Origin of the sequence: Ancylobacter polymorphus, from assembly GCF_030813495.1 — a bacterium.
Classification (GTDB): Bacteria; Pseudomonadota; Alphaproteobacteria; order Rhizobiales; family Xanthobacteraceae; genus Ancylobacter; species Ancylobacter polymorphus.
The window spans coordinates 341,618-364,236 of record NZ_JAUSUI010000004.1; the positions used below are offsets into that span (position 1 = coordinate 341,618).

Genomic DNA, 22,619 nt, shown 5'->3' on the forward strand with positions numbered 1-22,619 from the left:
AAAGCGCCGCGGTGAGTGCCCGATCAGACGGCTTCACATCGGGTCGGATCGCGCTCCAAGGTTCACAGGCGGGGGCGATACGGGTTATCTCAAGCCATGATGTTTCCCGCGCTTCGCCGTTCCCTTGCCGCCGCCGCCCTGGTGCTGGGCCTCCTCCTCGCCGCGCGCCCGGCCCTCGCCGATGCCGGCTTTGACCGCTGGCTGGCGGCGCAATGGCCGGCGGCGCAGGCCATGGGCATTTCCCGCGCCACCTTCGAGCGCGAGACCGCCGGGCTGGAGCCGGACTATGGGCTGCCTGACCTCGCCCTTCCCGGCAAGCCGAAGGCGCCCGACCGGCAGGCGGAATTCGTCCAGACCCCGGCGGCCTATCTCTCCGACAAGGCGATCGCCACCTATGCCGCGCGCGGACGCAAGCTGGCGGCACAGTACCGCGGGCAGCTTGCCGCGCTGGAGCGGCAGTTCGGCGTGCCGGGGCCGATCCTGCTCGCCATCTGGGCGCGCGAGACCTCCTATGGCGGCGCCAAGCTCAACCATGACGCGCTGCGCGTGCTGGCGACGCAGGCCTATGTCGGGCGGCGCAAGGAGGAGTTCCGCGCCGAATTCCTCGCCGCGCTGAAAATCCTCGACGAAGGCCATGTCACCCGCGCGGCGATGAAGAGTTCCTGGGCCGGGGCGATGGGGCTGACCCAGTTCATGCCCACCGGCTATCTCGAATATGGCGTCGATCTCGACGGCGACGGCACCGCCAATATCTGGACCGATGTGCCGGAGGCGCTGGCCGCCACGGCGAGCCTTTTGAAGGAGAAGGGCTGGCAGGCGGGAAAGCGCTGGGCCTATGAGATCACCGTGCCGCCGGGCTTCGACTGCACGCTGGCCGAGCCGGAGACGCGGCTGCCGATCGGCGAATGGCTGAAGCGCGGCGTCAGAATCGCCGACGGGCGCCGCGTGCCGCCGGCCGCGCTGCGCGACGAAGCCTCCATCATCATGCCGGCGGGGCCCTATGGGCCGGCCTTCCTCACCCCGGCCAACTATTTCGTGCTCAAGAGCTACAATTTCGCCGACCTCTACGTCCTCTATGTCGGCCATCTCGCTGACCGCATCGAGGACGACAGGCCCTTCGCCCGCGACTGGGCGGAGATCGCGTTGGTGAAGACGCGCGATCTCGAATTCATGCAGAAAGTGCTCACCCGCGAGGGCTTCTACGCCGAGAAGATCGACGGCAAGGCGGGGATGAAGACCCGCGCCGCGCTCGGCGCCTATCAGAAGGCCAACGGCCTCGCCGTCGACTGCTGGCCCGACGCCGCCGTGCTGGCGCATATGAAGAAAGGCGGCTGAGCCTCAGCGCGGCATGCGGTTGATCACGCGCAGATCCGCGTTGACCGTCAGATCGGCGGCGGAGAGCCAGAACACCTCGCCCTCGCTTTCCTCGGTGTCGAGCCAGAGAAAGGGCAGATGCGGGTATTCGGCCTGCAAGATTTCCTTGCCGGTGCCGAATTCGCAGATGAGGCCGCCGCCGGGGCTGAGATGGGCCGGCGCGTCGGCCAGGATGCGGCGCACGATGTCGAGCCCGTCCGGTCCGCCGGCAAAGGCGAGGCTCGGCTCGTGGCGGTATTCCGCCGGCAGCGCGGCCATCGCCTCTTCATCGACATAGGGCGGGTTGGTGATGATGAGGTCATAGACCTCGCCCTTGAGCGGGCCGAACAGATCGCCTTCCAGCAGCCGAACCCGGTCTTCGAGCCCGTGCTCGGCGACGTTCTCCGCCGCCAGCGTCAGCGCTTCGGGAGAGAGGTCCACCGCGTCGATCTCGGCATTGGGGAAGGTCATGGCGGCGAGAATGGCGAGGCAGCCCGAACCGGTGCAGAGGTCGAGCACGCGGCCGACCGTCTCCGGTTGCGGCACCAGCGAATAATCGCCGCCGGTGAACAGTTCGCCCGCCATCAATTCGCCGATGAAGGAGCGCGGCACGATGGCGCGCTTGTCGGAGCGGAACGGCACGCCGCCAATATAGGTGCGGCCGAGCAGATAGGCGGCGGGCTGCCGGGTGGTGCAGCGCTGCTCGATGAGGTTGGCAAGGCGCAGGCGCTCCTCATGGGTCAGTCGGGCGTCGAGCCACGGCGCGAGGTCGTCCACCGGCAGGTTCAACCCTTCCAGCACCATGAAGGCGGCCTCGTCCAGCGGTTCGCTGGTGCCATGGCCGAAGGCGATGCCGGCCTTGGCAAAGCGGCTCACCGCATAGCGCACGAAATCCCTGACCGTCTTCAGATCGTCCGCCGCCGTCATCGTGCCTCTCCCCGTTGTCGCGCCAAGGGTCAGCACGGCAGGGCGCCGAATGCAAGCTGCGGGCTCGTCATCGCGGCGTGACAGCCGCGCGAAGCCGGGCTTGTCATCGCGGCGTGACAGCCGCGCGAAGCCGGGCTTGTCATCGCCCTGTGACGGGACGATAGGAAGGAGACACGCTCGCAAGGGGACATGGCATGGCCGAGGCGCCGGACGACGAAATCACCTTGGTCATCGACCGCTCCGTCGCGGTCGTGCTATTCGAGTTCCTCTCGCGCACGGTCGACGATGCCGATGGCGAGGCGATGGCCGAGTTCATCGAGGATGAAGCGGAGATTCCCGCGCTGTGGGCGCTGCTCGCCGGGCTGGAAAGCGTTCTCACCGAGCCGATGGCCGAGGACTACGAGCGCCGTGTGCTGAAAGCGCGCGAAGCGGTGATGAAGCGCTTCGGCGGCGCCTTCTCCGACAAGGGCGACGACTGAGCGCGAGCCCTCGCCGCCGAGCGCCAACGTTCAGGGCGCGGCGGCGGCCGGCACCGGCAGGGCGGCGGCCGCGGCCGGAAGGCCGGCGGACTTCGCCGCCGCGCCACCCGTATTGCCCATGTCCGCCGAGCGCTGCTGCGATTCCACATTGGCGACCACGGCCCGGCCGAGATCGCGGGCGAAGCAATTATAGCCCCAGTCGTTCATGTGGAACTTGTCCTTCCAGAGGAAGGAGTCGAAGCCCATCGCCGCCTTTTCGTGCCAGTCGCGCATCAGCGCGAAGCGGTGATAGACCGCCACGCCTTCCTCCGCCCCCACCTGGTCGATGAGGCGGACCATCGGCCCGCTATCGTCATCGGCGAGCACGCGCGGGGCATATTGCGGATCGACCAGCACCAGATCGGCACCGATCGCCTTCACCCGGGCAATGGCGTCGTGCAGCAGATCGTCGGCGGAGGCGAGGCCGCCCTCGCGGAACAGGGCGTTCACCCCGGACTGCCAGATCACCAGCGTCGGCTTCAGCGCGGCGACATCGCTGTCGAAGCGCGCCAGCATTTCCGGTGCGTCCTGCCCGTTAATGCCGCGGTTGAGCACGGTGATGTCGGCGGCGGGGAAGCGCTCGCGCAGCATGGCCTGCAGGCGGGCGGGATAGCTCGCCTCCTCGCTGCTGGCGCCGGCCCCGGCGGTGGAGGACGAGCCGATGGCGACGATCACCACCTTGTCGCCGGCCCTGAGCGCGGCGGCGGTGCGGGCGAGCGGCGCGTTGAGCTTGGCCAGCGTCTTGGGGGTGGGGCAACCGGCCGGGATCACCGTCTGCGCGAGGGCCGGTAATGCGGCGGGCACCAGAAAGGCGGCGGCAAGGGCGAAAGGGAGCAGGCGGCGCAGCAGCATTTAGCGGGAACCGAGTGTTCGCAGGTCGACGCCATCGACGATCATGGTCACGAGAAGGCGGCCAATGCAGCTATGCACATCGTCGAACAGCGTAGGGGAGGGCCGGGCGGTGTCGAGATCGAAAACGCCATCGTCTTCCCAGAACCGCATGATGGCGTAGCGGTCGAAGAATGGCACCCCTTCGAGCCGCGCGGTCCAGCGCAGGGCGTTGGTATAGGCGCCGATATCGAAGGCGAGGGCGGTGCGCGGGCTGTATTGCGGGCTGACGAGAATGACATCGGCGCCGGCCGTATGGGCATAGCCGATGCCGGTGCCGACCGCGTCGGAGAAAATGGAGGTCTCGGCGCTGAGAATGGCGTCGAACGTGCCGGTCTGCCAGATCATCAGCGCTGGCTTGGTTTCCGCCAGCATGGCCGGCAGATCGTCGAGCATCGCCGCGGCGGTGGCGCGCGGCTGGCTGCGGGTGGTCACCACCACGCCGCCATCGGGATAACGGGCGCGCAGCGTCTCCTCGATGTAGCTGGGGAAGCTGCGCCGCGCGACCGTCTTGCCGCTGTCGGTCGTGGAGGGGAGCTTGGCGGTGCTGGCGCTGTTCACCACCAGAATGGTGGTGGGTTCCTTCTTCTCCAGCGAGCGGGCGAGGCGCGGCAGGGCAAAGCCGGCGCGGGTGAGGGCGGAGGGCGCCGCGCACATCTTGCCGGTCTCGGCGGCGGCCACAGGGGCGCCGTCCCAGGCAAGGACGCTTGCGAAGACAACACCCAGAATCCAGCGTTTCACGTCGAACCGCGCTAGCCAGCCTTCTTGCGCGCCATACGGTCACGCTCCGCGCGAGCATACCACGACAGCAATGCCGAGAGACCTACCATTAAGGCGATGCCGGACACGCTCATGGTCAGCTGCATGAGCACTGTGCCGGAGACCTCGTTCAGCACGAAATGTGCGGCAAAAGAAAGGAAGACGCCGAAACAGAACACCTCAAGTGAGTGCTGGCCGCACATGATGAGCGGTTTCAGTAACTCCCAGCGCAGAAAGGCGGCGTGCACCGGTATCAGCCTGACGACGACAACCGCCAGCGCGAGAAAGTGCACGAAGCGCAGCACGGAAAGGTCGGTCTTGCTGATGGGGTAGATGATGTCGCCGATGGCCGGCGGCACGAAACCTTCCATCGGCGGCCAGTACCAGCTGGTGACCACCGCCAGCGACAGCGCGAGATAGAGAACGGAAAGTGCCAGCACGAGGCGCGAATGCACCAGCACGGACAGCCGGTCGCTGCCGCCCAGCCCGCACCAGCCGCCGAACACGAACATCAGCTGCCAGGCGAAGGGGTTGAAAAACCACATCCGGTCGTCGGGATAGCCCGGCAGGTTGAAGCCGAGGAACTGCACGGCGAGCCAGAGCAGGAAGGAGGCGAAGAGCGTGGCGTCGGGCCAGCGCTTCAGCGCCCACAGGATCGGCGGAAAGGTGGCCAGCAGCACGATGTAGAGCGGCAGCACGTCCATATTGGCCGGCCGGAACTTGAGGAGCAGCGCCTGCACCAGCGCCACGTCCGGCTCGGCCAGGAACTGCAGCGCGCCCATCTCCTCGGCATAGAGCGGGTTCTCGAAGCTGCCGACGACATAGGAGATTTCGGCGAGATAGATGACGAACAGGAAGATGAAGGCGACATAGAGCTGCCACGCCCGCCGCAGGATGCGGGCGGACGTCACCATCGCGCCGCTGGAATCGAGCTGGCGCCCATAGACCATGGCGGCGGTGTAGCCGGAGATGAAGACGAAGATCTCGGTGGCGTCGGAAAAGCCGAAATTGCGGTTGGTGATCCAGTTGCCGACATTGTTGGGCACATGGTTCAGGAAGATGAACCACAGCGCCAGCCCGCGGAACAGGTCGAGCCGCAGATCGCGCCCGGAGGCGGGTGGGGGCGGGGCCGGCCGCTCGGCCGGCTCCGCATGCGTGTTCGCCGTGGCGGCGACGGGCGCAGGCACCGTTCCGGGCTATTTCTTCAGGCCGAAGCCGAGGAACAGCACGGCGATGCCGTTGAACACCAGGTCGATGCCGAGCAGCAGGCCGAGCACCCACAGCCCGCTCACCGGCCAGCCGGCGATGATCTCGATGCCGAGCAGAATGGCGATGACGGCGGAAAAGGCGATCCAGCCCCAGCCCTCGGCCGGGCGCAGCCGGAAGGCGGCGACCAGACGGAACACGCCGCCGACGATCAGCGATACGCCGAGAAACAGGGTGAGGAATTCCGCCGCGACCATCGGCACGAAGATGCAGACGAGTCCGGCGGCGAGAAACAGCAGGCCGTCGAGCAGCCAGAAAGCGAAGGCGCCCCAGGTCTTCACCTGGAAGGCGTGAATGACCTGGGCGCCGCCGGAAATGGCCATCATCACGCCGATATACAGCACCGAGACCACGGTGCTGAGCACGAGATTGCCGAGCGCGATGGCGCCGGCCATGACCATCAACAGGCCGAGCGCGACGAACCAGCCCCATTTGGCGCGCAGTTCGGAAAGGTGCCCGGCGACCATGCCGCCCGGCGTCGGCGAGAGGGAACCCGATTGCGAAGACATGTGGTCGATCCTCATTCTTGCCCGCCACGCCGGCAGCGCGGTAACGCGATCCCGCCTCCCGGAGTTCCAGCGACTCGTGTTGAACGAGCGCCCTAACGTATAGGCTGGCGCCGCCCTGTCGTCATGGAAGAACCGGATGCCCTCCCGATCCCCCGCGCCGCCGGCGCCTGACCTGTTCGGCGCGCCGGTGGCGCGGTCCGGCCGCCGCCTCACCGCGCACCTCGCCCGAACCTTGATTGCCGATGGGCCGGGCTTCGCCACCCGTGCGGTGGCGGAACTCGCGGTCACGCTTGAAGGCATTGCGGGCGATCGCCATGCCGGCTTTGCCCGCCGGGCGGATTCGCGCGTGCCCTGGTATCCGCGCGGGGCGCCGATCCGCAACAGCCGGCAGCTGTCTCTGGTGGCGCCCGACGAACTCGCCGAGATCGCCCGCCGGCTCGGCGTGCCGGCGGTGGAGCCGGACTGGATCGGTGCCAATCTGGTGATCGAGGCCGTGCCGGATCTCACCGGTCTGCCGCCGGGCACGCGGCTGCATTTCACCGGCGGCGCGGCGCTGGTGGTGGAGGGGGCGAACGCGCCCTGCCGCCATGCCGGGGCGGCGATCGCGGCGGCGACCGGGAACAGCGCGGCGGAGCTGGACTTCGCCAAGGTGGCGAAGGGTCTGCGCGGGCTGGTCGCCTGGGTTGAGCGCGCCGGTACGCTCACGGCCGGCACCGAGGTCAGCCTGCGTGTTCCGCCCCAGCGCCTCTGGGGCGGCTGAATGAAAACGGCCGGATCGCGGGGGCGATCCGGCCGTTGGAGACTCATCGGTCCTGCGCGGCGTCCGCTCAGCGGACGGCGAAGCCGGTCTCGGCGACGGGTGCGGCGGCGGTGGGCGGCACGCCGCCGGCATTGGCGGTGGCGGGCGGGTTGCCCGGCAGCACCACCACCTTGGTGCCGACCTTCACCTTGTCATACAGCGCTTCCACATCCTCGTTCAGCATGCGGATGCAGCCCGACGACATGAACTGGCCGATGGTGGAGGGCTGGTTGGTGCCGTGGATGCGGTAGATCGTGCCGCCGAGATACATGGTGCGGGCGCCGAGCGGGTTGCCCGGGCCGCCGGCCATGAAGCGCGGCAGATAAGGCTGGCGCTCGATCATTTCCGCCGGCGGGCGCCAATCGGCCCATTCCGCCTTGCGGCTGATCTTCTCCGTGCCGGCCCAGGTGAAGCCTTCGCGGCCGACGCCGATGCCGTAGCGCTCGGCCTTGCCGCCGGGCAGCACGTAATAGAGATAGGTGTTCGGGGTGTCGATGACGATGGTGCCCGGGGGTTCCTTGGTCACATAGTCCACCACCTGCCGCTTCAGATTGGCCGGCAGTTCCTTGGGCGGGCCTTCCTCCGGCTGGTCCTCGGGCGGCAGCATGGCAACGCTGGAGCCGTTGGCGCCAGCGGTGTTGGCGCCATTGCTCACCGGCGCGGGCGGCTGACCATAGGCCGGCGGCTGGCCGTAATTGGGCTGGCTGTAGGCCGGCTGCGGCGCCGCGGCCTGGTTGCCATAGGGCGAGGCCATGCCGGCGGGCGGCTGGCCGGAATAGGCGCCGGCGGGGTAGCCGGACGGCTGGCGCGACGGGTCCGCATAGGGGGCATTGGCCACCGGCGGCACACCGGGGGCCTGCGGCTGGCCGGGAACGCCGGGCGCCGCCGGGGCATAGGGGTCGCGCACGCCGGGGGGAGGCGCGCCATAGGCGGCCTGCGGCTGGCCATAGGCGCCGGGCTGGCCATAGGCCCCAGAAGGCGCCGCCGCCGTACCGGGGGCCTGTGTGCCATAGGGATCATAGGCGGCCGGCACTTCGACATTCTCTATCGCGCGGCTGCCCGCCGCGTCATAGGCCGATCCACCCTGCGCGGCCGGGTCCTGACCCTCGACGGGGTAGTACTGGGCTGCGGCGGTGCCGACCGATGCCAGTACCGAGAAGGCGACAGCGGGAACGAAACCGAGGCGAACGACCATCATCAAGCCTTAATCGAATCTGTCGGCGCGGAACTGCGCCAAAATGTTCTGCCGAGGGACATGACGCAGGATCAAGGCAGGTTCAAGACCATAAGTCCTCACGAAAACGCGGGTTCCGGCCTGCCATGCGTGTGGCGCGGGGCTGATGCAGCGGCGCCACACGTCACCCAGCGGCAGGGCCGGCGGTGTCCGCGCGCTCGCGGCGCCAGCCGACGGTCGCGTCCGGGTGGCAGTCGGTGGAGGCGAAATAGGGCTTGATGTCGATGAGCGGCGTGCCGTCGAGACAGTCGGGGCCGATCACGGTCAGCGTGCCGCCGTCGATGCCGAGCAGCCGCACCGCGCTCAGGGCGATGGGGTTGGGCCGCGCCGGGCTGCGCAGGGCGAAGGTGCCATGTGCGGTGCCGGAGCGCCGCGGCACCTGCACCACCAGGTTGCGCGGCGCCTGATCCATGAAATAGAGCAGCCAGAGATGGGTCGTTCCCTCAAGTCCCTGCAGCGCGGGCCGGAAGGGCGGGTCGATCTCCACCGTGCACACATCCTGCCGCGCCAGGGCCTCGCCGGCATTTTTCGGGCAGTCGGCGCGCTGCGTCCACGGGGTGCGGATGCGGCCGATGAAATAGAGCCCGGCGTCCGGCTGCGCCGGCAGGTCCACCGTCACCTCGCCGGGGCGCACGCCGAAATCGCCGGCTGCGCCTGTCATCCCGTGTGCGGTGTCGTCGTTCTCAACGCTCATGATGCGTCGCGGCCCCTTGCGTCGGGTCGGAATAAGACATAAACATATCTTTATATCTTTCTTGGAGGTTTCTTTGTCCGCTTCCCCGCTCGGTTTCGCGTTGCTGCTCGACGGCCTCAAGGCGGCCGGCGAGGACACGCGGCTGCGCCTGCTGGCGCTGATCGGCGAGGGCGAACTGACCGTTTCCGAGCTTACCGAGATTCTGGGCCAGTCGCAGCCGCGAATCTCGCGCCATCTCAAGCTGCTGGCCGAGGCCGGGCTTGTCGAGCGCTTCCGCGAGGCGAGCTGGGTGTTCTACCGCCGCGCCGTCGACGCGCCCGGCGCCGCACTCACCGATGCGCTGCTGGAACTCATGGCGCCCGATGACGAGGTGCTGCTGCGCGACCGTGAGCGGCTGGAGGCGGTGCGCGCCGCCCGTGCCGCCCACGCGCAGGCCTATTTCCGCGCTCATGCGCATGAATGGGACGCCATCCGCCGGCTGCACGTGCCGGAGGAGCAGGTGGAGGCGGCGATCCATGCCGCCCTGTCCGGGGGGCGCATCGGCAGCCTGCTCGATCTCGGCACCGGCACCGGGCGCATTCTCGAACTGTTCGCGGACGAGATGGAGCGCGGCGTCGGCATCGACCTCTCCGCCGAAATGCTGGCGGTGGCGCGGGCCAATCTCGACCGCGCCGGCGTGCGCAATGCCACGGTGCGCCAGGGCGACATTTACAGTCTCGCTCTGCCGCGCGACGCCTTCGACGTGGTGATCGTGCATCAGGTGCTGCATTTTCTTGAAGACGCGCCGCGCGCCATCAAGGAAGCGGCGCGGGTGCTGCGCCCCGGCGGGCGGCTGCTGGTGGTCGATTTCGACCCGCACGATCTCGAATTCCTGCGCGAGCAGCACGCCCATCGCCGGCTCGGCTTCGCGCCGGAGATCATGGAAAGCTGGCTCGCCCAGGCCGGCCTCGTGCCGCAATCCCATCGCCTGCTCGCCCCCAAGGACCATGGAAAGTCCGGGGAGGGCCGGCTCACCGTGTCGCTCTGGCTCGCCCGCGATCCCCGCATCGTGCGGGCGGAAGCCCAACACAACAAGGAGGTCGCCTGATGTCGTCGGATGTCGAGCGCCGCAGCCGCCGCGCCGGCGGGCGGCCCATTTCGGTGTCGTTCGAGTTTTTCCCGCCGAAGACGGCCGAGATGGAGACCACACTGTGGAACTCCATCACCCGGCTGGCGCCGCTGGCGCCGAAATTCGTCTCGGTGACCTATGGCGCCGGTGGCTCCACCCGCGAGCGCACCCACGCCACGGTGGAGCGCATCGTCAAGGAAACCCGCCTCGCGCCGGCGGCGCATCTCACCTGCGTCTCCGCCACCAGGGCCGAGGTGGACGAGGTGGTGCGCGGCTATTGGGACGCCGGGGTCCGTCACATCGTAGCGCTGCGCGGCGATCCGCCGGGCGGGGTCGGTCATACCTATGAGCCGCACCCGGAAGGCTACCGCACCACGGCGGAGCTGGTCGCCGGCATTCGCCGCATCGCCAATTTCGAAGTGTCGGTTTCGGCCTATCCGGAAAAGCACCCGGAGAGCCCCTCGCTCGACACCGATCTCGACATTCTTGCCGCCAAGGTGGAGGCCGGGGCGACCCGTGCCATCACCCAGTGCTTCTTCGACAATGACCTCTACTTCGCCTATCTCGACAAGGTGCGGGCGCGCGGCATCGACGTGCCGATCGTGCCGGGCATCCTGCCCGTCTCGAACTTCAAGCAGGCGAAGAATTTCTCGGAGAAGACCGGCACCTTCATGCCGGACTGGCTGGCCGCCCGTTTCGAGGGGCTCGACAACGACCCCGAGACCCGCAAGCTGATCGCCGCCGCCGTGGCGGCCGAGCAGGTGTTCGATCTCGTGGATCGCGGCGTCACCGAGTTCCATTTCTACACGCTCAACCGCGCCGATCTCGTCTATGCCGTGTGTCACCTCTTGGGCATCCGCCCGCCGCAGGAGGTCAATGGCGCGGGCGACGGCAAGGGACAGGCGGCGGCGTGAGAAATTCGCAGTGGGATGCCCTATAGTAGGGGCCTTCCACGGAGACGGTCGATGAGCGAGCCGGACACCTTCATCCTGACGTTGCTGCGCGAGATCCGCGCGGAGATTGCGAATACCAAAACGGAAGTCGCGGAAAGCCGCCGAGAGACCCGTGCGGGCTTCGAATCGGTCAATAAGAAGATCGAAAGCCTCAAGCAGGCCATGCATGGTGAATCCGTGCTCGGCCGTTACGCCTCCGCCGAGTTTGAAGACCGCATCGAAGCCATCGAGAAGCGTCTCGAAAAGCTCGAAAAGGGGCATTGAACCGCGCGATGGCGGGGCGGCGTCGGCCCCATGGGTTCGCGCCGCAGCCCCTCACCCCAACCCTCTCCCCGCCGGGGAGAGGGAATGGAAGGCTGGTCGAAAGCTGATTTAACCTCTCCCCGTGGGGGAGAGGTCGGCGCGCAGCGCCGGGTGAGGGGAGATGAACGGTCGGATCGAGCGGGCGCGGCGGCTGAGACGCGATCAGACGGATGCCGAAGCTCTCCTCTGATCGTGCCTGCGCGACCGCCGCCTCGACGGTTGGAAGTTTCGCCGGCAGGCGCCGGTTGATAGATACATCGTCGATTTCCTCTGCGTCGATGCAAGGCTGGGTCGTCGAACTTGACGGCGGCCAGCATAGGGCGACGAGCGACGAGGCAACGACGCGGACGATCGAAGCCAGTGGCTATCTGGTCATCCGTTTCTGGAATAACGACGTGCCGATGAACATGGACGGGGTTCTTGTACGCATTCTTGAAGCCTTGCGTGCAGCGGCCCCTCACCCCAGCCCTCTCCCCGACGGGGAGAGGGAGCAAGAGCGACGGTGACTCCTATGACCCTGGCCGCCTCCGACACCCTCGACGCCCTGCACCAGGCCGCGCGCGAGCGCATCCTTGTGCTCGACGGCGCCATGGGCACGATGATCCAGCAATTGAAGCTGGACGAGGCCGGCTATCGCGGCGAGCGGTTCAAGGCGTGGAACCGCGACCTCAAGGGCAATAACGACCTGCTCAACCTCACCGCCCCCGACGCGGTGCGCGACATCCACCTCGCCTATTTCATGGCCGGGGCGGACATCGTCGAGACCAACACCTTCTCCGGCACCACCATCGCCATGGCCGATTACGGCATGGAGAGCCTGGTGCATGAGATCAATTTCGAGGGCGCCCGCCTCGCCAAGGAGGCCGCGCGCCTCGCGCAGGAAAAGGACGGCCGCCGCCGCTTCGTGGCCGGCGCCATCGGGCCGACCAACCGCACCGCCTCGATCTCGCCCGATGTGAACGATCCCGGCTTCCGCGCCACCTCCTTCGACGAACTGGCCACCGCCTATGGCGAGCAGGCCGCCGCGCTGCTGGATGGCGGGGCGGACCTGCTGCTGATCGAGACCATTTTCGATACGCTCAACGCCAAGGCGGCGGTGTTCGCCATTGAGCGGCTGTTCGAGCAACGCGGCCTCCGCGTGCCGGTCATGATCTCCGGCACCATCACCGATCTCTCCGGCCGCACCCTGTCGGGCCAGACCCCGGCGGCGTTCTGGAATTCGCTGCGCCACGCCCAGCCCTTCTCCATCGGGCTGAACTGCGCGCTCGGCGCCAAGGAGATGCGCGCCCATATCGACGAGCTGTCGCGCCTCGCCGACACGCTGGTCTGCGCCTATCCCAATGCCGGCCTGCCCAACGAATTCGGTCTCTATGACGAGAGCCCGGCGGCGATGGCGAAGCTGGTCGGCGAGTTCGCCGCTTCCGGCCTCGTCAACATCGTCGGCGGCTGCTGCGGCACCACGCCGGACCATATCCGCGCCATTGCCGAGGCGGTCGCGCCGCACGCGCCGCGCGTGGTGCCGGACGTCGAGCCGATGCTGCGCCTCTCGGGGCTGGAGCCGTTCGAGCTCACCCCGATCATCCCCTTCGTCAATGTCGGCGAGCGCACCAACGTCACCGGCTCGGCCCGTTTCCGCAAGCTCATCACCAATGGCGACTACACCGCCGCGCTGGCGGTGGCGCGCGACCAGGTGGAGAACGGCGCCCAGGTCATCGACATCAACATGGATGAGGGCCTGCTCGATTCCGAGAAGGCGATGGTGACGTTCCTCAACCTGCTCGCCGCCGAGCCGGACATCGCCCGCGTGCCGGTCATGGTCGACAGCTCCAAATGGAGCGTCATCGAGGCCGGGCTGAAGTGCATTCAGGGCAAGGGCATCGTCAATTCCATCTCCATGAAGGAAGGCGAGGAGGCGTTCCGCCACCATGCGCGCCTCGTGCGCGCCTATGGCGCGGCCGTGGTGGTGATGGCCTTTGACGAGAAGGGCCAGGCGGACACGTTCGAGCGCAAGATCGAGATCTGCTCGCGCGCCTACCGCATCCTCGTGGATGAGGTCGGCTTTCCCCCCGAGGACATCATCTTCGATCCCAACATCTTCGCGGTGGCGACCGGCATCGAGGAGCATGCGGGTTATGGCGTCGCCTTCATCGAGGCGACCCGCGCCATCCGCCAGCAGCTGCCGCACGCCCATATCTCCGGCGGCGTCTCGAACCTGTCCTTCTCCTTCCGCGGCAATGAGCAGGTGCGCGAGGCGATGCACGCCGTGTTCCTGTACCACGCCATCGCGGCGGGCATGGATATGGGCATCGTCAATGCCGGCCAGCTCGCGCCCTATTCCGAGATCGAACCGGAACTGCGCGAGGCCTGCGAGGACGTGGTGCTCAACCGCCGCGAGGACGCCACCGAGCGCCTTCTCGCCCTGGCGGAGCGCTTCAAGGGCGGCGGGCGCGAGAAGAAGGAAGCCGATCTCACCTGGCGCACATGGGCCGTGGAAAAGCGGCTGGAACACGCGCTGGTCAACGGCATCACCGAATTCGTCGAGGTGGACACGGAGGAGGCCCGCCAGTCGGTCGCCCGGCCGCTGCATGTCATCGAAGGCCCGCTGATGGCCGGCATGAACGTGGTCGGCGACCTGTTCGGCTCCGGCAAGATGTTCCTGCCGCAGGTGGTGAAGTCCGCCCGGGTGATGAAGCAGGCGGTGGCCTATCTCATGCCCTTCATGGAGCAGGAGAAGATCGACAACGGCACGACCGGGGATTCCTCCGCCGGCAAGGTGCTGATGGCGACGGTCAAGGGCGACGTGCACGACATCGGCAAGAACATCGTCGGCGTCGTGTTGCAGTGCAACAATTACGAGGTGATCGACCTCGGCGTCATGGTGCCGGCGGCGAAGATCCTTGAGGTGGCCAAGGCCGAGAAGGTGGATGTGATCGGCCTGTCCGGCCTCATCACCCCTTCGCTGGACGAAATGGTGCATGTCGCCGCCGAGATGGAGCGCGAAGGCTTCGACGTGCCGCTGCTGATCGGCGGGGCGACGACCTCGCGCGTGCACACGGCGGTGAAGATCGCCCCGCAATATGTGCGCGGGCAGGCCGTCTACGTCACCGACGCCAGCCGCGCGGTGGGCGTGGTTTCCAACCTGCTCAACGACAATACCCGCGCCGATTATGTCGCCAGCCTGCGCGCCGAATACGCCAAGGTGGCGGATGCCCATGCCAAGAGCGACCGCAACAAGGTGCGGGTGAAGCTGGCGGAGGCGCGCGCCAACCGGCTGGCGCTGGATTTCGCCAGCTACACGGCGCCGGTGCCGAGCTTCCTCGGGACAAAGGTGTTCAGCGATTACGATCTCGCCGAACTCGTGCCCTATATCGACTGGACGCCCTTCTTCCAGTCCTGGGAACTGGCGGGCCACTACCCCGCCATTCTCGACGACCCCAAGGTCGGCGTCGCCGCGCGTGCGCTCTATGACGATGCGCGCAAGATGCTGGACAGGATCGTTTCGGAGAAATGGCTCACCGCCCGCGCCGTGGTCGGCTTCTGGCCGGCGGGCGCGGTGGGCGACGACATCGTGCTGTTCGCGGATGACAGCCGGGCGCAGGAGCGCGCCACGCTGCACACGCTGCGCCAGCAGATGGCCAAGCGCGAGGGCCGCACCAATCTGGCGCTGGCCGATTTCATCGCCCCGACCTCGACCGGCGTGCCCGACTATATCGGCGGCTTCTGCGTTTCCACCGGCTTTGGCGAGCAGGAGCGCTCCGACGCCTTCAAGGCGGCGAATGACGACTATTCCTCGATTCTTCTCAAGGCCTTGGCGGACCGTCTTGCCGAAGCGTTTGCGGAGCGCATGCATGAGCGGGTGCGCCGGGAATTCTGGGCCTATGCGCCGGACGAACAGCTGGAGAATGACAAGCTCATCCAGGAAGCCTATCGCGGCATCCGCCCGGCGCCGGGCTATCCCGCCCAACCCGACCACACGGAAAAGGCGACTCTTTTCAACCTGCTCGACGCCACGGCTGAGATCGGAGTCGAGCTGACGGAAAGCTTCGCCATGTGGCCGGGGGCGGCGGTGTCGGGGCTGTATTTCGCCCATCCCGAGGCCGCCTATTTCGGCGTCGGCCGCATCGAGCGCGACCAGGTCGAGGATTATGCCGCGCGCAAGGGCATGAGCGTGGAGGAGACCGAGCGCTGGCTGGCCCCGGTGCTCAATTATGACCCGCTCAGCCTGCGGTCGCAGGCGGCGGAGTAGGGGCGATGAGCGTGCTGGACGGCGAGACGCGCAAAGTGCTGATGTGGGCGCTGGTCGCGCTCGTGATCTGGGCCGCGCTCGCCTATGTGATGCTGCCGCGGCTGTGGACGCATCACGAGCACCAGCCCGGCATCAAGCACATGCCGATGGTGACGCAGACCAAGCAGGGCATTCCCGGCGATCCCATCGATGTCGGGCTTGTCGGCACCAGGGAGGACATCCTCCACGCCATGAACGCCGCCGGCTGGCTTCCCGCCGATCCGATCACGCTGAAATCGAGCCTCGACATTGTCGGCTCGGTGCTGCTGCGCCGGCCGGACCCGCAGGCGCCGGTGAGCCCGCTCTATTATGACGGGCGGGTGGAAGACCTCGCCTTCGAGAAGGAGGTCGGCCGCAGCGCCGACCGGCGCGACCATGTGCGCTTCTGGAAGGTGCTGGTCAGCGGCAAGGAAGGCGCCCCGGTGTGGCTCGGCTCGGCCACCTATGACAAGGGCGTCGGGCTCAGCCATTACACCGGCGCCGTGACCCACCATATCGGCGCCAATGTCGATGCGGTGCGCGACCTGCTGATCGACGATCTGAAGGCCGCCGGCATGGTGCGCACGGTCTATCAGGTCACCGGCCTCGGCCCCACTTTGTTCGGCCGCAATGGCGGTGGCGACCGTTACTATACCGATGGCGAGGTCACCTTCGCCCGGCTGACCACCAATGGCGAGAAGAACCCCAACCCGCCCACCATCGTCGCTTCGCCGCCGGGCGTCGGGGTGAAGAACGCGGTCTGGGGCGCGGCGGCGTCGCTGCTCGGGGTGGAGTGAGCGCCGCAGGCGCATCATGCAAAAAGCCCCGGACGTTGCCGTCCGGGGCCTTGTGGCAGGTGGTCGCCGTGGATCAGAACTTGTAGTTCACGCCGGCCTTGAGGGTGGACATGGACATGTCCAGCTTGGTGTTGGAGGCGCCGTCCCAGGTGATGTCGCCGAGGTCGATGTAGAGATATTCGGCCTTTACGGTCCAGTTGTCGGTGATGGCGTATTCCACGCCGCCGCCCAGCGTCCAGCCCCACAGCGTGTCGCTGCGCGAGGCGCCGCCGAACGCGGCGAGGTTGCCGTCGGTATAGGCGTTCCAGCCTTCGCTCACCTTCACATTGCCCCAGGCGAGACCGCCGGTGACATAGGGGAGGAAGCGGTCCATGGAATAGCCGACGCGGGCGCGCACGGTACCGAAGGACTCGATCTTGGTGTCGATCGAGCCGAACTGCTGGATCGTCGGGGTGCCGATGGCGGTGGCGGTGTAGTTCAGCGTGTCGGTCATCGAGCCGAAGTTGAAGTCGGCTTCACCGCCGAGAACGACATTGTTCGCGAGCTGGTAGTTGTAGCCGATCTGCGCGCCGCCGAACCAGCCGCTCGGGTTGGAACCGCCATTGGCGGCGACGGAATCGTAGCCGCTGTAGTTGAACAGCAGGTAGTTGTTCCACGGCGCGGAGCCGTCGCCCCAGCCATAGCCGAGATTGCCGCCGAGATAGACGCCGGTCCAGGTGAAGGCCGGCACATAGGCGACGGGCGCCGCCTTGACGGGATAGGAGAGGTCGGCCGCGAGGGCCGGAGCGGCGAGAGCCGCCGCTGCGACGGTGCCGAGGAGGAGAGACTTGATACGCATGAGGAACGCCCCCGAAGGAAAATGGAATGGGGGCAACCTAGTCCTGCGTACTTAACAAAGCCTCTGCCGGTGTCGTTAACAAACCGTTTTCTGCGACCCAAACGGCGTCAACTTTTTGTCAGGGCGCAGGCGCTTGGGCCGGAAACGCGTCTCAGGCGGCGACGATGGCCCGCTCCAGGAACCGGCCGATCTGCATCAGCTCGCGGTCGCGACCGAAGCGACCGACGAGTTGCACGCCGATCGGGAGGCCTGTGGCGCCGGTGAGGCCGGCAATGTTCAGGCACGGTCCGCCGGTGAGGGTCCACAGCCTATTGAAGGCCGGCGAGCCGGTGCTGGCGAAGCCTTCCGGCGCTTCGCCCGCCACCGAGAAGGTCAGCAGCGCGTCGTAATCCGCATAGAGATCGGCAAGGGCGTGCCGCGCGCGGCGGGCGGTGCGCCGGGCGGCGTCGTACTGTTCCGGGGTGAGGGCGGCGGCGCCTTGCAGATAGGTCGAAAGCGTCGGCGACAGGGCGTCGCGGTGGCGGTCCCATTCATCGGCGAAGGCGAGCGCGGCCTCATAGCCCTGCACCACCCCATGCGCCTCGTCCGCCGCCTCGACCGCGTCCGGCAAATCGAGCACCGTAACATGCGCACCGGCCTTGCCGGCGGCAGCGGCGGCGGCATCGAGCGCGGCATGGGCGTCAGCCGCGGCCAGCGGCGCGCGCGCCGTCTTCACCACGGCGATGCGCGGGGCCGGCATGTCATCGCCGAGCGCGAAGTCGCGCCCGGTCAGCGCCCCGGCGGCGAAGGCGACATCCGCGACATGGGCGCCGAACAGGCCGATCGTGTCGAGCGACCAGGAAAACGGCTTGAGGCCGAGCACGGGCAGCAGCTTGAAGGACGGCTTGTAGCCCGTGACCCCGCAAAAGGAGGCGGGGCGGATGACCGAGCCGCCGGTCTGGGTGCCGATCGTCACCGGCAGCATGCCCGCCGCCACCGCCGCCGCCGATCCGGCGGACGAACCGCCCGGCGTATGGGTGAGCCGGCGCGGGTTGCGGGTGACGCTCGGCTGCAGGAAGGCGAATTCCGTCGTCACCAGTTTGCCGGCAATGAGCCCGCCCGCCCGCGCCGCCATGCGCACGATGGCCGCATCCGTTGTAGGACGGTAGCCGGCAAAGAGTTTCGAGCCGCGTTCGGTGGGAAAGTCCACCGTGTCGAGAATATCCTTGACCCCGACCGGCAGGCCGGCCAGCGGCGTTTGCGCAAGGCCCGGCCGCGCGGCGGCGGTGAGCAGCGCCGGCAGGTCGAGGCTGGCGAAGGCCTGCACCTCTTCCTCGCGGGCGCGGATCGCCTCCGCGCAGCGTTCGGCGACATCGACCGGGGAGAGGCGTCCGGCGTGGACGGCCTGGGCGAGGGCGGCGGCGGAGAGCATCTCTGTCATGGCCTTTAGCCTGTCGCATGGGCGGGGATTCGCGACAAGAGCCCGCGTGCCGGCGACGCATCGATTCCGCTTATGGGAGCCGCGCGGAATTTCGTTTGAGCGCTTGCCTTCGGGGCGCTAAGCGCGGATCGTCAGCAAAGGTGGGGCGCGTCGCATGAATATTCTGTCGATCCAGTCCTGGGTGGCCTATGGGCATGTCGGCAACGCGTCCGCCATGTTTCCCATGCAGCGGCTCGGGCATGAGGTGTGGGGCCTGCACACGGTGCAGTTCTCTAACCACACCGGCTATGGCGCCTGGCGCGGCGAGGTCTTCGGCGCCGATCTGATCCGCGAGCTGGTCGGAGGGCTGGAGGACCGCAACGTTCTGCCGCGCTGCGACGGCGTGCTGTCCGGCTATATGGGCTCGGCCGAGATCGGCGATGCCATTCTCGACACGGTGGGCCGGGTGAAGGCGGCCAACGCCGAAGCGCATTATTGCTGCGACCCGGTGATCGGCGATGTCGGGCGCGGCGTGTTCGTGCGGCCGGGAATCCCTGAATTCATGCGCGACCGGGCGGTGCCGGCGGCCGATCTCATCACCCCCAACCAGTTCGAACTGGACTATCTCTCCGGCCGCTCCTCCACCACGCTCAATGAGGCGGCGGCGGCCTGCGACGCGGTGCATGCCAGCGGGCCGCGCGTCATCATGGTCACGAGCCTCCACACCGAGGACACGCCGGAGGATTCCATCGACCTGATGGCGTCCGGCCCGGACGGGCGCTTCCGTCTGCGCACGCCCAAGCTCGACATTTCGGTGAATGGCGCGGGCGACGCCATCGCGGCGCTGTTCTTCGTGCACTGGAAGGCGACGCATTCGACCGCCGAGGCGCTCGCCAAGGCGGCCTCCTCCGCCTATGGGCTGCTCGCCCGCACCGCGGCGGCGGGATCGCGCGAAATCCTCACCGTCGCCGCCCAGGACGAATTCGTCACCCCGTCCCGTCTCTTCACCCCGGAGAAGATCTGACCCCATGGCCCGCCGCTTCGTTGTGCTCGACGTCTTCACCGACCGGACACTCTCCGGCAATCCGCTGGCCGTCGTGCTCGACACGGAGGGGCTCGACGGCAACCACATGCAGGCGATCACCCGCGAGTTCAATCTCTCGGAAACGGTGTTCATCCTGCCGCCGCAAGACGAGGCGAACCGGGCGCGGCTGCGCATCTTCACCACCAGCCACGAACTGCCCTTCGCCGGGCACCCGACCGTGGGGGCGGCGGTGCTGCTGGCGCTGCGCGACGGCGTGACCACCAGCGACGATTTCGTGCTGGAGGAGAATGTCGGGCCGGTGGCCTGCCATGTCACGGTGCGCGGGGAGCGTTCCGGCAGCGCCACCTTCACCGTGCCACGCATCCCGGAAATCCTCGATGCCGCGCCGATGACGCGGGAGGCCTGCGCCCAGGCGCTCGGCCTCGACCCGTCAGATATCGGCTTTGACGGCTATGGCCCGTTCATCGCCTCCGCCGGCGTTCCCTTTGTCTGCGTGCCGCTGGCCTCGCGCTCGGCGCTGGCGCGCATCAGCCCGAGTGCGGCGCGGCTCATCTCCACCTTCGGCGGCGGCGCCGATTCCGTCTATGTGTTCTGCCGCGACGAGGATGGCGAGGGCGATTTCCGCGCCCGCATGTTCGCCGCCAATATGGGCATCGACGAGGACCCCGCGACCGGCTCGGCCGCCGCGTCGCTGGCGGCGGCGCTGCTGGCCGGCGAGCAGCCGGGTGATGGATTCCATGCCTATGATATTCTGCAGGGCGTCGAGATGGGCCGTCCCAGCCTGGTGCGGCTCGGCCTCAAGGTGGAGGACGGCGCGCTGACCGCCGTCACCATCGGCGGCGGCGCGGTCATCGTCTCCGAAGGCGTGCTGCATGTCTGAGCCCCGCGCCGGGCGCCCGGCAGGCCGGTGAGCATGGCGGCAGAGCCGGACGGGCTGACGCTGCGGACGCTCGACCATGTCGAGGGGCGGCTCGCGCCGGCGCCGCTCACCTTCACGCCCGAGGAGCGGGCGGCGATCGACGCGCATTATGCCGCCCGCAAGGCGGCCAATCCGGCTTTGTGGAACGGCCGCGTGCTGCTGCTCGACGCCCACCGCTTCGAGGAGCGGCGGCTGGTGGCGGACTATGCTGAGGCCGATTATGCCGCGCTGCTCTGGCTGCTGTCGGGCGAGCGCGCGCATCCGCGCCTGCGCGTCTCTTTCGCCATGGGCGCGCTGCGCGGGGCGGATGGCGGCTTCGTCCTTATCCGCATGGCGCAATGGACCGCCAATGCCGGGCGTATCTATTTCGCCGCCGGCACGCCGGACCTCGCGGACCTCACCCCCGATGGGCAGGTCGACCTTGAAGGCAGCGTCCGGCGCGAGCTCGCCGAGGAAACCGGCCTCACCGCCGAGGACATCACGCTCGCCCCCGGCTGGACGGCGCTGCACGATGCGCGCCGGCTGGCGCTGCTGCGCGAGGTGCGCGCGCATGAGGAGGCGGAGGCGCTCGCCGCCCGCATCCGCCGTTTCGGGGCGCGCGAGCAAAAGCCGGAATTCGACGAGGTGCTGGTGGTTCGCGGCCCGGAGGATCTGGCCGAGGGCATGTCGCCCCTCATTCGCCGCTATCTCGCGCAGGCTTGGGCGGAGGAGCCGACGCCCGCCATGGGAACAGGGCAGGGGACAGGGTAGAATGAGGCCGTGACTTTTCGGACCAATCAGTTCGAAAATGGCATGGCCCTCGCATGGGCAGGGTCATCGCGGCGCTGAGCTGGGGCCGGTCGCCGGGGCTTATTCGGGGAGTACAGGAAATGCTGCGCAAGTCGTCTGGGAGCCTGCCGCTTTTTTCGTCAGGCGTGCTCGATCGGCGGCAATTGCTGGCGCTCGGCGCGGCCGCGCTGGCGCTGACCGCCGCCGGCCGCGAGGCCTTCGCCGCCGGCAAGGCCAAGCCGATCAAGGTTGCCGCCATCTATACCGTGCCGGTGGAGCAGCAATGGGTGTCGCGCATCCACAAGGCGCTCAAGGCCGCCGAGGCGCGCGGCGACATCACCTATAAATTCTCCGAGAACGTCGCCAACACCGATTATGAGCGCGTGATGCGCCAATATTCGGAAGAGGGCGCGGACCTCGTGGTCGGCGAAGTCTTCGCGGTGGAGCGCCCGGCCCGCAAGGTGGCGGCCGACTATCCCAAGACCGCCTATCTCATGGGCTCGTCCTTCGGCCCGACCAAGCCGAACTTCTCGGTGTTCGACAATTTCATCCATGAGCCGTCCTTCCTCACCGGCATGGTGGCGGGCAAGACGACCAAGTCGAACATCATTGGCCTTGTCGGCGGCTATGCCATTCCGGAAGTGAACCGGCTGATGCAGGCCTTCATGGAAGGCGCCGTCTCGGTGAACCCGAACGTCAAGTTCATCGTCACCTTCATCAACTCCTGGTACGACCCGCCCAAGGCCAAGGAGGCCGCCTTCGCCCAGATCGACAAGGGCGCGGACGTGCTCTACGCCGAGCGCTTCGGCGTCTCCGACGCCGCCAAGGAGCGCGGCGTGAAGGCGATCGGCAACGTCATCGACACGTCGAGCCAGTACCCCGGCACGATCATCGCCTCCGCCCTGTGGCAGATGGAGCCGACCATCGACAAGGCGATCAAGGAAGTGATGGACGGCACCTTCGTCGCCGCCGATTACGGCCCCTACAGTTACATGGCCGAAGGTGGCGCCAGCCTCGCCCCGCTCGACCCCAAGCTGGTGCCGCCTGAGGTGATCGAGATGGTGCTGGTGAAGGAAAAGGAGATCAAGGACGGTCTCTTCCGCGTCAACGTCAACGACGCCGAGCCCAAATCGACGCTGTGAGGCGGGACGACAGCGCCGCCTTCTTCCCTCTCCCCGTCGGGGAGAGGGTCAGGGTGAGGGGGCTGTGGCGCCTCGCCCAAACAGCCGTCATTCCGGACGGCCATAAGTCGTTCCGGGAGCGCTGACCGACCACCCT

22 protein-coding genes are annotated in these 22,619 nt (G+C 67.8%); 13 read left to right on the forward strand and 9 right to left on the reverse strand.

Annotated elements, in window-relative coordinates; translation table 11 throughout:
• Positions 1 to 96 precede the first annotated feature (96 nt).
• Positions 97 to 1,335 (forward strand): lytic murein transglycosylase, encoded by a 1,239-nt coding sequence (locus J2S75_RS11325; RefSeq protein WP_307019959.1) that lies wholly within the window; start codon positions 97 to 99, stop codon positions 1,333 to 1,335.
• Between the two features lie 3 nt (positions 1,336 to 1,338).
• On the opposite strand, the gene prmB is transcribed toward J2S75_RS11325, so the two are convergent.
• Positions 1,339 to 2,280, reverse strand: coding sequence for a 50S ribosomal protein L3 N(5)-glutamine methyltransferase (prmB, locus tag J2S75_RS11330; protein ID WP_307019960.1), 942 nt, complete (start codon positions 2,278 to 2,280; stop codon positions 1,339 to 1,341).
• A gap of 194 nt (positions 2,281 to 2,474) precedes the next feature.
• Between prmB and J2S75_RS11335 the strand changes: the two genes are divergently transcribed.
• Positions 2,475 to 2,759, forward strand: a complete 285-nt coding sequence (locus J2S75_RS11335) for a hypothetical protein (protein ID WP_307019961.1) — start codon at positions 2,475 to 2,477, stop codon at positions 2,757 to 2,759.
• Positions 2,760 to 2,789: 30 nt separating this feature from the next.
• Here the strand turns inward: J2S75_RS11335 and J2S75_RS11340 are convergent, their stop codons facing one another.
• The 4 genes from J2S75_RS11340 to J2S75_RS11355 all read right to left on the reverse strand — a co-directional run bounded on the left by J2S75_RS11340 (position 2,790) and on the right by J2S75_RS11355 (position 6,220).
• The gene (locus tag J2S75_RS11340; RefSeq protein ID WP_307019962.1) at positions 2,790 to 3,650 is read right to left on the reverse strand and encodes an SGNH/GDSL hydrolase family protein; all 861 of its coding nucleotides are present in this window, start codon (positions 3,648 to 3,650) and stop codon (positions 2,790 to 2,792) included.
• Positions 3,651 to 4,367 (reverse strand): SGNH/GDSL hydrolase family protein, encoded by a 717-nt coding sequence (locus J2S75_RS11345; RefSeq protein ID WP_307019963.1) that lies wholly within the window; start codon positions 4,365 to 4,367, stop codon positions 3,651 to 3,653.
• Positions 4,368 to 4,438: 71 nt separating this feature from the next.
• Positions 4,439 to 5,632, reverse strand: coding sequence for an OpgC family protein (locus tag J2S75_RS11350; protein ID WP_307019964.1), 1,194 nt, complete (start codon positions 5,630 to 5,632; stop codon positions 4,439 to 4,441).
• Positions 5,633 to 5,641: 9 nt separating this feature from the next.
• On the reverse strand, positions 5,642 to 6,220 hold the full coding sequence (locus tag J2S75_RS11355; protein WP_244375884.1) for an HdeD family acid-resistance protein: 579 nt from the start codon (positions 6,218 to 6,220) through the stop codon (positions 5,642 to 5,644).
• A gap of 136 nt (positions 6,221 to 6,356) precedes the next feature.
• Here J2S75_RS11355 and J2S75_RS11360 point away from each other — a divergent pair, with 136 nt between their 5' ends.
• Positions 6,357 to 6,980 (forward strand): MOSC domain-containing protein, encoded by a 624-nt coding sequence (locus J2S75_RS11360; RefSeq protein ID WP_307019965.1) that lies wholly within the window; start codon positions 6,357 to 6,359, stop codon positions 6,978 to 6,980.
• A gap of 67 nt (positions 6,981 to 7,047) precedes the next feature.
• Here the strand turns inward: J2S75_RS11360 and J2S75_RS11365 are convergent, their stop codons facing one another.
• Both J2S75_RS11365 and tsaA read right to left on the reverse strand, forming a co-directional pair.
• A complete protein-coding gene (locus J2S75_RS11365; protein WP_307019966.1) occupies positions 7,048 to 8,217 on the reverse strand; it encodes a L,D-transpeptidase family protein in 1,170 nt (389 codons plus the stop codon).
• A 160-nt stretch (positions 8,218 to 8,377) separates the two neighbouring features.
• Entirely contained in the window at positions 8,378 to 8,914 is a 537-nt protein-coding gene (gene tsaA / locus J2S75_RS11370) for a tRNA (N6-threonylcarbamoyladenosine(37)-N6)-methyltransferase TrmO (protein ID WP_307020076.1), read from the reverse strand.
• A 106-nt stretch (positions 8,915 to 9,020) separates the two neighbouring features.
• Here tsaA and J2S75_RS11375 point away from each other — a divergent pair, with 106 nt between their 5' ends.
• From J2S75_RS11375 to J2S75_RS11405, 6 genes are all read left to right on the forward strand, one after another.
• On the forward strand, positions 9,021 to 10,034 hold the full coding sequence (locus tag J2S75_RS11375) for an ArsR/SmtB family transcription factor (protein WP_307019967.1): 1,014 nt from the start codon (positions 9,021 to 9,023) through the stop codon (positions 10,032 to 10,034).
• Entirely contained in the window at positions 10,034 to 10,969 is a 936-nt protein-coding gene (gene metF / locus J2S75_RS11380; protein ID WP_307019968.1) for a methylenetetrahydrofolate reductase [NAD(P)H], read from the forward strand. Before J2S75_RS11375 ends, metF begins: the two co-directional genes overlap by 1 nt.
• A gap of 51 nt (positions 10,970 to 11,020) precedes the next feature.
• Positions 11,021 to 11,272, forward strand: coding sequence for a hypothetical protein (locus J2S75_RS11385; RefSeq protein ID WP_307019969.1), 252 nt, complete (start codon positions 11,021 to 11,023; stop codon positions 11,270 to 11,272).
• Positions 11,273 to 11,481: 209 nt separating this feature from the next.
• On the forward strand, positions 11,482 to 11,817 hold the full coding sequence (locus J2S75_RS11395) for a DUF559 domain-containing protein (RefSeq protein WP_442320030.1): 336 nt from the start codon (positions 11,482 to 11,484) through the stop codon (positions 11,815 to 11,817).
• Between the two features lie 5 nt (positions 11,818 to 11,822).
• A complete protein-coding gene (metH, locus tag J2S75_RS11400; RefSeq protein ID WP_307019970.1) occupies positions 11,823 to 15,557 on the forward strand; it encodes a methionine synthase in 3,735 nt (1,244 codons plus the stop codon).
• Positions 15,558 to 15,562: 5 nt separating this feature from the next.
• Positions 15,563 to 16,372 carry an LssY C-terminal domain-containing protein gene (locus J2S75_RS11405; RefSeq protein WP_307019971.1) on the forward strand — a complete coding sequence of 270 codons (810 nt, stop codon included), beginning with the start codon at positions 15,563 to 15,565 and terminating at the stop codon, positions 16,370 to 16,372.
• 73 nt (positions 16,373 to 16,445) lie between these two features.
• On the opposite strand, the gene J2S75_RS11410 is transcribed toward J2S75_RS11405, so the two are convergent.
• Together J2S75_RS11410 and J2S75_RS11415 are read right to left on the reverse strand one after the other, a co-directional pair.
• The gene (locus J2S75_RS11410; RefSeq protein ID WP_307019972.1) at positions 16,446 to 17,210 is read right to left on the reverse strand and encodes an outer membrane protein; all 765 of its coding nucleotides are present in this window, start codon (positions 17,208 to 17,210) and stop codon (positions 16,446 to 16,448) included.
• A gap of 151 nt (positions 17,211 to 17,361) precedes the next feature.
• Positions 17,362 to 18,630 carry an amidase gene (locus J2S75_RS11415; RefSeq protein ID WP_307019973.1) on the reverse strand — a complete coding sequence of 423 codons (1,269 nt, stop codon included), beginning with the start codon at positions 18,628 to 18,630 and terminating at the stop codon, positions 17,362 to 17,364.
• A gap of 154 nt (positions 18,631 to 18,784) precedes the next feature.
• Between J2S75_RS11415 and pdxY the strand changes: the two genes are divergently transcribed.
• The 4 genes from pdxY (at position 18,785) to J2S75_RS11435 (ending at position 22,483) form a co-directional block, all read left to right on the forward strand.
• Complete coding sequence (gene pdxY, locus J2S75_RS11420; protein ID WP_307019974.1) at positions 18,785 to 19,633, forward strand: pyridoxal kinase PdxY; 849 nt, start codon at positions 18,785 to 18,787, stop codon at positions 19,631 to 19,633.
• A gap of 4 nt (positions 19,634 to 19,637) precedes the next feature.
• Complete coding sequence (locus J2S75_RS11425) at positions 19,638 to 20,534, forward strand: PhzF family phenazine biosynthesis protein (protein WP_307019975.1); 897 nt, start codon at positions 19,638 to 19,640, stop codon at positions 20,532 to 20,534.
• Positions 20,535 to 20,567: 33 nt separating this feature from the next.
• Positions 20,568 to 21,323, forward strand: coding sequence for an NUDIX domain-containing protein (locus J2S75_RS11430; protein ID WP_307019976.1), 756 nt, complete (start codon positions 20,568 to 20,570; stop codon positions 21,321 to 21,323).
• 119 nt (positions 21,324 to 21,442) lie between these two features.
• On the forward strand, positions 21,443 to 22,483 hold the full coding sequence (locus tag J2S75_RS11435) for a BMP family protein (RefSeq protein WP_307019977.1): 1,041 nt from the start codon (positions 21,443 to 21,445) through the stop codon (positions 22,481 to 22,483).
• The last annotated feature ends 136 nt before the right edge of the window (positions 22,484 to 22,619 follow it).

What these genes read in the sequence shown, in the direction of transcription:
- J2S75_RS11325 (WP_307019959.1), top strand. Translation starts at nt 97, where the DNA reads ATGATGTTTCCCGCGCTTCGCCGTTCCCTTGCCGCCGCCGCCCTGGTG.
- prmB (WP_307019960.1), bottom strand. Translation starts at nt 2,280, where the DNA reads ATGACGGCGGCGGACGATCTGAAGACGGTCAGGGATTTCGTGCGCTAT.
- J2S75_RS11335 (WP_307019961.1), top strand. Translation starts at nt 2,475, where the DNA reads ATGGCCGAGGCGCCGGACGACGAAATCACCTTGGTCATCGACCGCTCC.
- J2S75_RS11340 (WP_307019962.1), bottom strand. Translation starts at nt 3,650, where the DNA reads ATGCTGCTGCGCCGCCTGCTCCCTTTCGCCCTTGCCGCCGCCTTTCTG.
- J2S75_RS11355 (WP_244375884.1), bottom strand. Translation starts at nt 6,220, where the DNA reads ATGTCTTCGCAATCGGGTTCCCTCTCGCCGACGCCGGGCGGCATGGTC.
- J2S75_RS11360 (WP_307019965.1), top strand. Translation starts at nt 6,357, where the DNA reads ATGCCCTCCCGATCCCCCGCGCCGCCGGCGCCTGACCTGTTCGGCGCG.
- J2S75_RS11365 (WP_307019966.1), bottom strand. Translation starts at nt 8,217, where the DNA reads ATGATGGTCGTTCGCCTCGGTTTCGTTCCCGCTGTCGCCTTCTCGGTA.
- tsaA (WP_307020076.1), bottom strand. Translation starts at nt 8,914, where the DNA reads ATGACAGGCGCAGCCGGCGATTTCGGCGTGCGCCCCGGCGAGGTGACG.
- metF (WP_307019968.1), top strand. Translation starts at nt 10,034, where the DNA reads ATGTCGTCGGATGTCGAGCGCCGCAGCCGCCGCGCCGGCGGGCGGCCC.
- J2S75_RS11385 (WP_307019969.1), top strand. Translation starts at nt 11,021, where the DNA reads ATGAGCGAGCCGGACACCTTCATCCTGACGTTGCTGCGCGAGATCCGC.
- J2S75_RS11395 (WP_442320030.1), top strand. Translation starts at nt 11,482, where the DNA reads ATGCCGAAGCTCTCCTCTGATCGTGCCTGCGCGACCGCCGCCTCGACG.
- metH (WP_307019970.1), top strand. Translation starts at nt 11,823, where the DNA reads ATGACCCTGGCCGCCTCCGACACCCTCGACGCCCTGCACCAGGCCGCG.
- J2S75_RS11405 (WP_307019971.1), top strand. Translation starts at nt 15,563, where the DNA reads ATGAGCGTGCTGGACGGCGAGACGCGCAAAGTGCTGATGTGGGCGCTG.
- J2S75_RS11410 (WP_307019972.1), bottom strand. Translation starts at nt 17,210, where the DNA reads ATGCGTATCAAGTCTCTCCTCCTCGGCACCGTCGCAGCGGCGGCTCTC.
- J2S75_RS11415 (WP_307019973.1), bottom strand. Translation starts at nt 18,630, where the DNA reads ATGACAGAGATGCTCTCCGCCGCCGCCCTCGCCCAGGCCGTCCACGCC.
- pdxY (WP_307019974.1), top strand. Translation starts at nt 18,785, where the DNA reads ATGAATATTCTGTCGATCCAGTCCTGGGTGGCCTATGGGCATGTCGGC.
- J2S75_RS11425 (WP_307019975.1), top strand. Translation starts at nt 19,638, where the DNA reads ATGGCCCGCCGCTTCGTTGTGCTCGACGTCTTCACCGACCGGACACTC.
- J2S75_RS11430 (WP_307019976.1), top strand. Translation starts at nt 20,568, where the DNA reads ATGGCGGCAGAGCCGGACGGGCTGACGCTGCGGACGCTCGACCATGTC.
- J2S75_RS11435 (WP_307019977.1), top strand. Translation starts at nt 21,443, where the DNA reads ATGCTGCGCAAGTCGTCTGGGAGCCTGCCGCTTTTTTCGTCAGGCGTG.